At 72.4% G+C, this 11,575-nt stretch carries 10 protein-coding genes; 4 read left to right on the forward strand and 6 right to left on the reverse strand.

Going from position 1 to position 11,575, the window contains the following annotated elements; all coding sequences use genetic code 11:
* Positions 1-192 precede the first annotated feature (192 nt).
* Both ftsH and folE read left to right on the forward strand, forming a co-directional pair.
* Positions 193-2,232 carry an ATP-dependent zinc metalloprotease FtsH gene (gene ftsH, locus ACIPRD_RS30645; protein WP_356407718.1) on the forward strand — a complete coding sequence of 680 codons (2,040 nt, stop codon included), beginning with the start codon at positions 193-195 and terminating at the stop codon, positions 2,230-2,232.
* A 131-nt stretch (positions 2,233-2,363) separates the two neighbouring features.
* The gene (gene folE, locus ACIPRD_RS30650) at positions 2,364-2,969 is read left to right on the forward strand and encodes a GTP cyclohydrolase I FolE (RefSeq protein ID WP_356407721.1); all 606 of its coding nucleotides are present in this window, start codon (positions 2,364-2,366) and stop codon (positions 2,967-2,969) included.
* Between the two features lie 34 nt (positions 2,970-3,003).
* Here the strand turns inward: folE and ACIPRD_RS30655 are convergent, their stop codons facing one another.
* The 6 genes from ACIPRD_RS30655 to ACIPRD_RS30680 all read right to left on the reverse strand — a co-directional run bounded on the left by ACIPRD_RS30655 (position 3,004) and on the right by ACIPRD_RS30680 (position 8,407).
* The gene (locus ACIPRD_RS30655) at positions 3,004-3,495 is read right to left on the reverse strand and encodes a DUF3180 domain-containing protein (protein WP_356407724.1); all 492 of its coding nucleotides are present in this window, start codon (positions 3,493-3,495) and stop codon (positions 3,004-3,006) included.
* Between the two features lie 58 nt (positions 3,496-3,553).
* Positions 3,554-4,165 carry a 2-amino-4-hydroxy-6-hydroxymethyldihydropteridine diphosphokinase gene (folK, locus tag ACIPRD_RS30660; RefSeq protein ID WP_356407726.1) on the reverse strand — a complete coding sequence of 204 codons (612 nt, stop codon included), beginning with the start codon at positions 4,163-4,165 and terminating at the stop codon, positions 3,554-3,556.
* On the reverse strand, positions 4,162-4,521 hold the full coding sequence (gene folB / locus ACIPRD_RS30665) for a dihydroneopterin aldolase (protein WP_356407728.1): 360 nt from the start codon (positions 4,519-4,521) through the stop codon (positions 4,162-4,164). The genes folK and folB overlap by 4 nt, the downstream gene beginning before the upstream one ends.
* 305 nt (positions 4,522-4,826) lie before the next feature.
* Positions 4,827-5,387 (reverse strand): nuclear transport factor 2 family protein, encoded by a 561-nt coding sequence (locus tag ACIPRD_RS30670; RefSeq protein ID WP_401567738.1) that lies wholly within the window; start codon positions 5,385-5,387, stop codon positions 4,827-4,829.
* Entirely contained in the window at positions 5,384-6,274 is an 891-nt protein-coding gene (gene folP / locus ACIPRD_RS30675) for a dihydropteroate synthase (RefSeq protein WP_356407734.1), read from the reverse strand. The genes ACIPRD_RS30670 and folP overlap by 4 nt, the downstream gene beginning before the upstream one ends.
* Before the next feature lie 318 nt (positions 6,275-6,592).
* Positions 6,593-8,407 carry a phosphatidylglycerol lysyltransferase domain-containing protein gene (locus tag ACIPRD_RS30680; protein WP_356407737.1) on the reverse strand — a complete coding sequence of 605 codons (1,815 nt, stop codon included), beginning with the start codon at positions 8,405-8,407 and terminating at the stop codon, positions 6,593-6,595.
* Between the two features lie 228 nt (positions 8,408-8,635).
* Between ACIPRD_RS30680 and ACIPRD_RS30685 the strand changes: the two genes are divergently transcribed.
* Positions 8,636-9,760 (forward strand): alpha/beta hydrolase-fold protein, encoded by a 1,125-nt coding sequence (locus ACIPRD_RS30685; RefSeq protein WP_356407740.1) that lies wholly within the window; start codon positions 8,636-8,638, stop codon positions 9,758-9,760.
* Between the two features lie 97 nt (positions 9,761-9,857).
* A complete protein-coding gene (locus ACIPRD_RS30690) occupies positions 9,858-11,558 on the forward strand; it encodes a hypothetical protein (protein WP_401567743.1) in 1,701 nt (566 codons plus the stop codon).
* The last annotated feature ends 17 nt before the right edge of the window (positions 11,559-11,575 follow it).

Consider the following 11,575-nt stretch of genomic DNA (forward strand, 5'->3'; position numbering starts at 1 on the left):
AACGGGGCGAGTCTTCGCGGGACCATCGGGAACCCCTGCGGGTCTCGCGCCGTTGGAGCAAACAGAGACGGGATTACCGGCAGTCCGAGCCGCTCCGTGCGGCTTCGGGCAACAATGCTGGGGTACCGTCGGAAGAACTGTCTTATCAAACTCACTATGGCAGGAGGGACGGGGCGGCACCGCTCCGTATGGATGGACGTGAAGCGATACTTCCGTGGGCCGGTCATGTGGATCGTGCTGGCCGTCCTTGCCGTGGTCGTGTTGATGCAGGTCGTCGGCTCGTCCGGCGGCTACAAGACGGTGGACACCGGCCAGGTCGTGGCGGCGATCAGTGACAACAAGGTCCAGTCGGCCAAACTCACCACCGGCGACGATCAGACCATCAAGGTCACGCTGAAAGACGGCGTGAAGGTCGACGGCAGCTCGAAGATCGAAGCGAGCTACATCGGCGACCAGGGCGTGGGCATCGCCCAGATGCTCCAGACCAAGTACCAGGACAAGCAGATCAAGGACGGCTACACGGTTTCGCCGTCGAAGCAGAACCCGTTCCTCGGCGTTCTGTTCTCGCTGCTGCCCTTCGTCCTCATCGTGGTCGTCTTCCTGTTCCTGATGAATCAGATGCAGGGCGGCGGCTCCCGGGTCATGAACTTCGGCAAGTCCAAGGCCAAGCTCATCACCAAGGACACCCCGAAGACCACCTTCGCCGACGTCGCGGGCTGCGACGAGGCCGTCGAGGAACTCCACGAGATCAAGGAGTTCCTCCAGGAGCCGGCCAAGTTCCAGGCCGTCGGCGCCAAGATCCCCAAGGGCGTGCTGCTGTACGGCCGCCCGGGTACCGGCAAGACCCTCCTCGCGCGCGCCGTCGCCGGCGAGGCCGGGGTGCCCTTCTACTCGATCTCCGGTTCCGACTTCGTCGAGATGTTCGTCGGTGTCGGTGCCTCCCGGGTCCGTGACCTCTTCGAGCAGGCCAAGGCGAACGCCCCGGCGATCGTCTTCGTCGACGAGATCGACGCGGTCGGCCGCCACCGCGGCGCCGGCCTCGGCGGTGGTCACGACGAGCGCGAGCAGACCCTGAACCAGCTGCTCGTCGAGATGGACGGCTTCGACGTCAAGGGCGGCGTCATCCTGATCGCCGCCACCAACCGGCCGGACATCCTCGACCCGGCGCTGCTGCGCCCGGGCCGCTTCGACCGGCAGATCGCCGTCGACCCGCCGGACCTCCAGGGCCGCCTGGAGATCCTCAAGGTCCACCAGAAGGGCAAGCCGGTCGCGCCCGACGTCGACCTGGCCGCCGTCGCCCGCCGTACGCCCGGCATGACCGGCGCCGACCTCGCGAACGTGCTGAACGAGGCCGCGCTGCTCACCGCCCGCAGCGACCAGAAGCTGGTCGACAACAAGGCGCTGGACGAGGCGATCGACCGTGTGGTCGCGGGCCCGCAGAAGCGGACCCGGATCATGTCGGACCGGGAGAAGAAGATCACCGCGTACCACGAGGGCGGTCACGCCCTGGTCGCGGCGGCCTCGCCGAACTCCGACCCCGTCCACAAGATCACCATCCTGTCCCGCGGCCGCGCCCTGGGCTACACGATGGTGCTCCCGGACGAGGACAAGTACTCGACCACGCGCAACGAGATGCTCGACCAGCTCGCCTACATGCTGGGCGGCCGCGCTGCCGAGGAACTGGTCTTCCACGACCCGACCACCGGTGCCGCGAACGACATCGAGAAGGCCACCAACGTGGCCCGCGCGATGGTCACGCAGTACGGCATGACCGAGCGGCTCGGCGCCATCAAGTTCGGCGGCGACAACAGCGAGCCCTTCCTCGGCCGTGAGATGGCTCACCAGCGCGACTACTCGGAAGAGGTCGCCGCGCTGGTGGACGAAGAGGTCAAGAAGCTCATCGAGACCGCGCACAACGAGGCCTGGGAGATCCTGGTCGAGAACCGCGACGTGCTCGACAACCTCGTCCTCGCCCTCCTGGAGAAGGAGACGCTGGGCAAGGAGGAGATCGCCGAGATCTTCGCGCCGATCCACAAGCGCCCGCCGCGGCCCGCCTGGACCGGCTCCTCCCGCCGTACCCCCTCCACCCGCCCGCCGGTGCTCTCCCCGAAGGAACTGGCACTGACGAACGGCGCGAACGGCACGGCGGCCGCGATCAACACGATCAAGTCCACCGCGACGGAGTCGGCCCCGATCACGGACCGGTCCCCGGACGACCGCTCGGACAGCTGACCCCTTTCGGCCAACAGGGCTGGAATGAATGCCGCGCCCCCCAGGTTCTAGCCTGGGGGGCGCGGCATTTCCATGTCCGCACACCGCTGGCGCGGCCGTCGCCACACCAAGGCACAGGAGCGAGGAACCACATGACCGACCCGGTGACGCTGGACGGCGAGGGAACCATCGGCGAGTTCGACGAGAAGCGCGCCGAGAACGCCGTACGCGAGCTCCTGATCGCGGTCGGCGAGGACCCTGACCGCGAGGGCCTGAAGGAGACCCCGGCACGGGTGGCACGCGCCTACAAGGAGATCTTCGCGGGGCTGTGGCAGAAGCCGGAGGACGTCCTGACGACGACGTTCGACCTGGGCCACGACGAGATGGTCCTCGTGAAGGACATCGAGGTGTACAGCACCTGTGAGCATCATCTGGTGCCGTTCCGGGGCGTCGCCCACGTCGGCTACATCCCGTCCGTCTCCGGCAAGATCACCGGCCTGTCCAAGCTCGCCCGCCTGGTCGACGTCTTCGCGCGCCGGCCGCAGGTGCAGGAACGTCTCACCACGCAGATCGCGGACTCCCTGATGGAGATACTCGAACCGCGGGGCGTCATCGTGGTCGTCGAGTGCGAGCACATGTGCATGTCGATGCGGGGCATCCGCAAGCCGGGCGCCAAGACGATCACCTCGGCCGTGCGCGGTCAGCTGCGCGACGCGACGACCCGCAACGAGGCGATGAGCCTCATCATGGCCCGCTGAACCACCCGTTCGTGACGCCCGGAGCCGGCCGGCCTCAGGCCGCCGGTTCCGCGCGGGTCGGGGGGTTGTGGTCGTCGTCCTCCGGGAGGCGGCAGACGCGTTCCAGGAAGAGGGCGGCCGCTATGACGGCGATGCCGGCGACGGCCGAGAAGCCGGCGTAGATGGCCTGGTCGCGGCGGGCCGGGAAGTCCAGGAGCTCCAGCAGGAAGACGCCGACGCCGCCGTAGACACCGGCGACGAGGGCGGCGACCAGGGCGCTGGCGTGGCCGAAGACGACCGCGCGGGCGGCCATCAGCGGGTCGACGCCCTTGGCGCCGGGGCGGCGTTCGCGCTGGGCCTTGAGGCGGGCGCGCAGCGAGAGGGCCGTGGCGAGCAGGACCACGGCGATCAGGGCGAGGACGATCGGGGCGGCGAGGGGGACGCTGGGGAGCGCCCCCGCGGAGTTCCAGAGGCGGGCGCCCGCCCAGGACAGGACTCCGGCCACGACGAACACGCCGGCCAGCACCCTGATGCGCAGCTGTTTCACGGTGTCCCTTCAGCTCCCCCGGACCGGTCCCGGAATGTGGTCGTCCTGACCTTAACGACTACTCGGGCAGTCGGAGTTCCAGGTCCGGGCGAGCGGTCACCCCGTCGCGGGTGACGGCCGCGAGCAGATCGGCCACCGCGCCCCGGCCGGGCAACTGGGCTTCGGGGTCGACGTCGTACCAGGGCGCGAGCACGAAGGCGCGTTCGTGGGCGCGCGGGTGGGGGAGCGTCAGCAGCGGGTCGTCGGAGGTGACACCGGCGTAGGCGACGATGTCGACGTCCAGCGTGCGCGGGCCCCAGCGCTCGTCGCGGACCCGGTGGAAGGCCTCCTCGACCGCGTGCGCCCGCTCCAGCAGGGAGGCCGGGGGCAGGGTGGTCTTCAGCAGCACGACCGCGTTGAAGTACGACGGCTGGCTGCCGGGCTCGACGCCCCACGGCTCGGTCTCGTACACCGGGGAGACGGCCTTCACGCGGACCCCGGGGGTGTCCTCGAAGGCGTCGACGGCTCCCTGGAGGGTCTCCAGCCGGTTGCCGAGGTTGGCACCGAGGGAGAGCACGGCCCACTGGGGGTTGTGCAGGGTGCTGTCGGCGTCGTCGACCTTCTGGACCACGGACGCGGGCACCGGCTGCACGGTCGGGTCGGGCTGGCCCTGGGTGTACGGCCTGGTCATGCCCGCCTCCGGGTGATGGTGACGGTCACGTCGTCGAAGGGGACGGTGATCGGCGCGTCCGGCTTGTGGACGCACACCTCGACCTCCTCGACCCCCTCGTGCTTCAGGCACGTCCGGGCGATCCGGTCGGCGAGCGTCTCGATGAGGTTCACGGGCTCGCCCCCCACCACGGCCACGACCTCCTCGGCGACGATGCCGTAGTGCACCGTCCGCGCCAGGTCGTCGTCGGCCGCGGCCTGCCGGGTGTCCAGGCCGAGGACGAGGTCGACGATGAAGGTCTGGCCCTCCTCGCGTTCCTTGGGGAACACACCGTGGTGCCCGCGGGCCTTCAGGCCGCGCAGCGCGACACGATCCACGCGAATCACTCCTGCAATCGTCGGGAACGGCCGGTCGGTGCCGCACATGTGCGACACGCCGGCCTCAGACGAATCTACCTGCGGGCACGGACACGGCCGGGTCACGGGGGTACGGGCCGGTGCCGGGCCGGACGGCCGCACCGGCTGTTCCGCCTGGTGAATCCGGGCGCGCCATGCGCTGGTAGCCGTACCTACCCGTGGTTCGTGATTCCAACCACTTCCCGCGCTTTCCGTCCGCGGGGTCCCCGCCGGGCCTGTACGGGCGGCTCCGGTGGCGTCCCGGACGGTGTCCCGGGGGCGTCTTCCTAGCCGGGGTCCACGCCGTCCGTGCCGGGATGCCCGGTGTCGCCGTCCTCGTCGTCCTCGTGCGCGTCGGCGCCGTCGGAGGCCGCGTCGGTCTCGGTGATGACGGGGGAGGCGTGGTGGGACCAGAGCTTCCAGCCGGCCGGGGTGCGCCGGAAGACGTTCGTGGCGACGACGACCTGTCCGACCAGGGGGCCGAGTTCCGCGCCCTCCTCGGGGGCGGGGCCGCCGCTGAGGATGTTCTCGGTGCAGGTCACGAGGGCGGTGTCGCCGGTGACGGAGACATGGACGTCGGTGAGGAAGAACTGGATGTAGTCGGTGTTCGCCATGATCAGGGCGTACGACCTGAGCACTTCGCCGCGTCCGGTGAGCACCGGCCAGCCGGGGTGGACGCAGGAGATCACGCCGGTGTCCGCCGGGTCGTGGTACTCCTCGTCGACGCCCAGGTCGGAGGGCGTGAGCCAGAGGGTGGCCAGTTCCTCGAAGTCGCCGCGCTCCATCGCCTCGTAGAAGGCGGTGTTGGCGGCCTCGACCTGCTCGACGTCGGTGTGGGGGGCGCTCACCGGGCTCCTTCCGCTCCGGTGTCCGCGGTACGCGCCTCTTCCACGGCCCGCGCGACCCGTACCGCGTCCGCGGTGGCGCGCACCTCGTGCACGCGTACGGCCCAGGCGCCGGCGTGTGCCGCGAGGGCGGAGACGGCGGCGGTGGCGGCGTCCCGTTCACGGGCGGGCGGGGGCGCGCCCTCGGGTCCGGCCAGCACATGGCCGAGGAAGCGCTTGCGGGAGGCGGCGACGAGCACGGGGTGGCCGAGGGCGCGCAGTCGGTCCAGGCGCGCGAGCAGGGCGAGGTCGTGCCCGGCCTCCTTGGAGAAGCCGAGGCCGGGGTCGATCACGATGCGGTCGGGGGCGACGCCGCCCGCCAGCACGGCCTCCACGCGCGCGTGCAGTTCACCGACGACCTCGGTGACGACGTCGTCGTAGGTGCCCCGGACGTTGCCCCCTTCGAGGAAGCCGCGCCAGTGCATGACGACGAAGGGCGCGCCCGCGGCGGCGACCACGGGGATCATCGCGGGGTCGGCGAGGCCGCCGCTGACGTCGTTGACGAGGGCGGCGCCGGCGGCGAGGGACTGTTCGGCGACGGAGGCGCGCATGGTGTCGACGGAGACGACCACGCCCTCGGCGGCGAGACCGCGGACGACGGGGACGACCCGGCGCAGTTCCTCCGCCTCGTCGACGCGGGTGGCGTTCGGGCGGGTGGACTCGCCGCCGACGTCGACGAGGTCCGCGCCCTCGGCGACGAGGTCCAGGCCGTGCTTGACGGCGGCGGTCGTGTCGAACCAGCGGCCGCCGTCGGAGAAGGAATCGGGGGTCACGTTGACGACGCCCATGACCGCGCACCGGTCCCACGCCGGAAGTCCGGCCACCCGGCCGCGTCCGCTGAGGTTGTTCATACGTTCAGCGTAGGCCCCGGGTGCGGGCCCGGACGCGCGGCGGCCCGGGCGGAAGCACCCGTACCGGAGGGGGTGGGACGTCCGCCCGGGCCTGTCCGGGGGGCCGCCGCGGCCGTCCGCCGGGCGGGGCCGGCCGGCGGCGGGGGCGTGCCGCGAAAGTGGCGGGGCGTGCCCGCCGGGGGTGTCGGGGGAGGGGCGGGGCGTGCCGTCCGGGGTGCCGGGGGAGGGGTACGGGCGCGTCGGCCGGGGGCCGGGGGAGCGGCAGGGGCGCGCCGGGCCCGGTGCCGGAGCGGGCGTCGCCGGCCCGGCGGTGGTCCGTCAGGCCGCTCTCATGTCGGCCTCCGGGGCGGAGTGCGCGCAGGGGCGGGCCTGGGTCCTGCCGCGCCGGCGCAGGAAGCGGGGCAGGGGGAGGGCGAGGTCGACGAAGCCCTCCGCCTGCATGGCGGCGAAGCCGATGCGGGGCAGGTCGGCGGAGGCGCGGTAGACGACGAAGCGCGGCTCCCAGCGGGGCTGGAACTTGGCGTTGAACTTGTACAGCGACTCGATCTGGAACCAGCGGGAGAGGAACACCAGCAGTCCGCGCCAGGCGCGCAGCACCGGGCCCGCACCGATCTTCTCGCCGCGGGCGAGGGCGGAGCGGAACATCGCGAAGTTCAGCGAGACCCGGGTGACGCCGAGCTTCGGGGCGGCCTGGAGGGCGGCGACGATGAGCAGTTCGTTCATGCCGGGGTCGGCGGCGCGGTCGCGGCGCATGAGGTCCAGCGAGACGCCGTCCTCGCCCCACGGTACGAAGTGCAGGATCGCCTTCAGGTCGCCGTACGGGCCGGGCTGGTCGTCCGCCTTGTGCGCGGTGGCGATGAGGCAGTCGCCGTCGCCGGGGTCGCCGATGCGGCCGAGCGCCATCGAGAAGCCGCGCTCGGTGTCGGTGCCGCGCCAGTCCTCGGCGGCTCGCCGGACGCGCTCCAGTTCGGGTTCGCCCAGGTCACGGATACGCCGTACCCGGGTTTCGTAGCCGGCCCGCTCGATGCGCTTGACCATCTGTCGTACGTTGCGCATCGCGCGTCCGGCGAGCGAGAAATCCGCGACGTCGACCACCGCCTCGTCGCCCAGTTCCAGGGCGTCCAGCCCGGTCTCGCGGGTCCACACCTCGCCGCCGGTCTCCGAGCAGCCCATGACGGCCGGGGTCCAGGAGTGGGCCTTGGCCTCGTCCATGAAGCGTTCGATGGCGCCGGGCCAGGCCTCGACGTCGCCGATCGGGTCGCCGCTGGCGAGCATGACGCCGGAGACCACGCGGTAGGTGACGGCGGCCTTGCCGCTGGGCGAGAAGACGACCGCCTTGTCGCGGCGCAGCGCGAAGTGGCCGAGGGAGTCGCGGCGGCCGTGGCGCTCCAGCAGGGTGCGCAGCCGCGACTCGTCCTCCTCGGTGAGGCGGGCGGCCGGGTGCTCGGGGCGGAAGGCGAGGTAGACGGTGGTGACCGCGGTCAGCCAGCCGAGGGCGCCGAGAGAGAAGGCGACCGTCCAGGAGGTGCTGCCCTGGTAGTCCACCGGGCCCTCGAAGCCGAACAGGCCGTACAGGACATGGGTCAGCCGGTCGGCCAGGCTCGGGTCGCCGATCGTGCGGTCCGGATGGACGCTGACGATGATCAGTCCGAGGACGAGGGAACCGGCGCTCATGAGGACGAAGTTGGCGAGCGCCCGCCAGCGGCTGCGGGGGTCGGGCAGCGCCGCGAACTCGTCCCGGTGGCGCAGCAGCGGTGCCAGGAGCGCCGCCGAGATGAGCATGCCGACGAGCGAGTGCCGGTACACGAACTCGGCGGCCGCGCCGGCCGGCAGCAGTGCGACCGCGGCGCGCCAGGCCCGGCGCTTGCGCCGCTTGAGCCCGTGCGCGAGCAGCAGGAGCAGCACGCCGGCGCTGAGGGAGAGCGCGGCGGCGAACGGCCCGAAGGAGCCGGGCAGCACCTCGGCGAGGGCGTGCATACGGCTGTGCCGGAAGCGCGGGAACACGCCCGCGGCGATGTCCAGGGCGCCCACGAGCGCGCACGCTCTGGCGACCAGGGTGGGAACGGCTTCGGGGCGCGGGCCGTGGAGTATGCGCCGCGCCCGGTGTGATCGGTCCGGAACCTCGCCCGACATTTCCCCATCTATCCTGACAGACATCGCATCCCGTAGTTCTGCGAGAGACCTTGAAACCCGGTGCCGATCGGGCATCCGGCGACATTGCGCCCTCTAGGACGGTGTCCCGGGGAGAGAGGTTCACTCCCCTCCGGAAAGTCGGGTCAAAGGCCAAGGAAAGCCTCGGGCAAGTCCGCGCGAAGAAGTGTGGGCGGGTCACGGGCCAGAAGCGCGGACAGGAATCAGCCCATGGGTCTCACGAGCAACAAAGTGCTGGCGGTGACGGTCGTCGTCGCCATCGCGCTGTTCGTCGCCACGGTGTGGCTCTGGCCGCGGCTGGCCCGGTGGAGCTGGCGTGCCGTCGCCGGACGGGTCGGGCTGCTGCTCGCCACCCAGCTGGCGATCTTCTGCTGCGCGGGCATCGCGGCCAACCAGGTCTTCGGCTTCTACGCGAGCTGGGCGGACCTGTTCGGCAGGGAGACCGACCAGGGGGTCGTCGTCGACCACGCCGAGGGCGGCAGGGGAGGACCGGTCGAGGTGTTGTCCAGCTCCGTGGTGCAGGGGGTGAACGGTTCCCGGCCGCAGACGGCCGGGCAGGTCCAGCAGGTCGACATCGTGGGCCGCAGGACCCGCATCGCCACACCGGCGTACGTCTATCTGCCGCCGGAGTACTTCCAGCCGCAGTACCGCACGCGTACGTTCCCCGCGGCCGTCGTGCTGACGGGTTATCCCGGTACGGCCCAGTCGCTGGTCACCAAGCTGCACTATCCGCGCACCGCGCAGACGCTCGCCAGGAGCGGGCGGACGCAGCCGATGATCCTGGTGATGCTGCGGCCGACCGTGGCGCCGCCCCGCGACACCGAGTGCGTGGACATCCCGCACGGTCCGCAGACGGAGACCTTCTTCGCCAAGGATCTGCCCGAGGCCGTCCTCGCGCACTACCGGGTGGGCCGGCGGCCGGGCAGCTGGGGCATCGTCGGCGACTCGACCGGCGGCTACTGCGCGCTGAAGCTCGCGATGCGCCACCCGGACGTCTACGCGGCGGGCGCCGGTCTGTCGCCGTACTACCGGGCGCCGCTCGATCCGACGACCGGCGACCTCTTCCACGGGGACGTGAACCTGCGGAATCGAGCCGACCTGTGGTGGCTGCTGCGCCACGAACCGGCGCCCGACACCTCGCTGCTGGTGACCAGCAGCAGGGTCGGCGAGCACAACTACAAGGACACGCTCGCGTTCGTGCGGCAGGTGCAGGCCACGCACCGGACCAGGATCTCCTCGATCATCCTCGACAGCGGCGGCCACAACTTCAACACCTGGCGGCGGGAGATCCCGGCGACGCTCCAGTGGCTCGGCGGGCGGCTGGTGGACCGGTGAACCGGGAGGTTCCTGACGCCCCGTGAACCCCGTGGTGTGGCTGTCTTTTTACGGTGCGGGGGCCCATGGTTCGCCTACGCGCGGTAAGTTTCTGGCCATGCCACGTGGACGCCACCGCCATTCCCCGCCTTTGCACCGGCTGTTGCCCTCCTCGGTCATCGCCGGTGTGTCCGTCGTCTGCGCGCTGGGTCCTTGGGTGTTCTCCGAGGTCACGGTGGTCCGTGTACCGGCCGCGATCGCCGCGCTGACGGCCGTCGCGGGCGCGGTCGTGATGCGCCGCTGGGACACGCAGGCGGGCCGGCAGGTCGCCGACCTCACGCGCGCGCGGACCAGTGACGAGTGGCGCTTCGAGGAACGGGTCGCCGAACTGGAGACCGACCTGGAGGAGTCGCGCGAGCTGCGCACCAAGCTGGAGCAGCGGCTGCGCGAGAAGCGCACGGAGCTGGCCCGGCTGCGCAACGAGCACGCCTCCCTGCTGCGCCGGTACGCCACCGCCGAGACCGAGCGCGCGACCGCCCTGGAGGGGCGCCGCCTGCTGGAGATCGAGTCCGCGGCGCCGTCCGGCACGCTCGCGCTGCCGGCCGCGCCGAGTGCGGACGCGGAGCCGTCCGAGGAGCCCTCCGCGGAGCTGTCCGAGGAGCCCTCCGCGGAGCTGTCCGAGGAGCCTTCCGAGGGCGGACCCGTGGCGGCGGAGCGCGCCGATGGCGGGCCCTCGCAGGGCGCGCCGTGGGGGAGCGGGCCTTCGCGGGCCGCGGCCGAGGAGGCCTCGCCCTCGGATGCGGCGGCCGGGGACGGCGCCGCCGGACCGGAGTCCCGCGCGGTGTTCTCGGCCGAGGGTGCCGGGCTCTACCGCCGGGCGGCCGGTGCGCTGGCCCGCTTCGCCGGACAGGCGTCCGCCGAGCCGGAGCCTGCGCCCGAGGCCGGGGTCGAGCCCGAGGCCGAGGGCCAGGCCGTGACGGAGGCTGCGGCGGAGACCTCCCGGACGCCGGAAGCCGCCGGGAACCCGGACGCCCCGGCGCCGGAACCCGAGCCGGTCACGTCGGTCCCCGCGCAGTCCGCGTCCGCCGAGCCCGTCTCCGCCGAGCCCGTCTCCTCCGAGTCCGCCTCCACCGAGCCGGTCTCCGACGGAACCACCTCCTCCGAGCCCGTCTCCGACGCGACCGCGTCCGCCGGGACCGTCTCCGAGGACACCGATCCCGCCGTGTCCACCGCGGCCCCGCTGGCCGAGGCCGCCGCGGCGGCCGTCCGGTCCGAGGCCGCCGCCGCAGGTGCCGAGGGCGCCCGTGCCCCCGGGGCCGGGGCGGACACCTCCGCCACCGCCCCCGAGGAGCCCACCGCCCAGGAGCCGACCGCCCAGGAGGGCACCGCGTCCGGGCAGTCCGCCGACCCCGCGTCGCCCGCCGAGCCCGCCGCGGGCGACGCGGCCGGGACGTCCGAGGCGGCCGGCGACCACGCGCCCGAGGCCGCCGCGCCCGCCAGGACCCGGGGCCGTCATGGCGCCGGGCACTTCACCGTCCCGACCGCCGTGGCCGTCGTACCGGCGGCGCCCGCCCGGCGTCCGCTGGTCGAGGGCGGATTCGACTTCTTCGGCACCCAGAAGGAGGCCGGTCCGGACGACTCCGTGCGCAACGAGGACCTCGCCGACGGCGTGGGCCGGTCGGCGCTCCACAAGGGTGGCGACGAGTCCGGGTTCAAGCCCGGAGCCGGAGTACGCGACGCCGGCCAGGTGATCGACCTGACCGCGCACGACGAGACGGAGCAGATCGACCTGGAGCGGCTGCGCACCGCGGCGTCCTGATCCACGAACACCGCTCC

The sequence above is a fragment of the Streptomyces sp. NPDC090108 genome (assembly GCF_044747185.1).
GTDB lineage: Bacteria > Actinomycetota > Actinomycetes > Streptomycetales > Streptomycetaceae > Streptomyces.

Excerpts from the sequence above, each read along its gene's own strand:
- ftsH (WP_356407718.1), top strand. The coding sequence starts at position 193 with ATGGACGTGAAGCGATACTTCCGTGGGCCGGTCATGTGGATCGTGCTG.
- folE (WP_356407721.1), top strand. The coding sequence starts at position 2,364 with ATGACCGACCCGGTGACGCTGGACGGCGAGGGAACCATCGGCGAGTTC.
- folK (WP_356407726.1), bottom strand. The coding sequence starts at position 4,165 with ATGACCAGGCCGTACACCCAGGGCCAGCCCGACCCGACCGTGCAGCCG.
- folP (WP_356407734.1), bottom strand. The coding sequence starts at position 6,274 with ATGAACAACCTCAGCGGACGCGGCCGGGTGGCCGGACTTCCGGCGTGG.
- ACIPRD_RS30680 (WP_356407737.1), bottom strand. The coding sequence starts at position 8,407 with ATGTCGGGCGAGGTTCCGGACCGATCACACCGGGCGCGGCGCATACTC.
- ACIPRD_RS30685 (WP_356407740.1), top strand. The coding sequence starts at position 8,636 with ATGGGTCTCACGAGCAACAAAGTGCTGGCGGTGACGGTCGTCGTCGCC.
- ACIPRD_RS30690 (WP_401567743.1), top strand. The coding sequence starts at position 9,858 with ATGCCACGTGGACGCCACCGCCATTCCCCGCCTTTGCACCGGCTGTTG.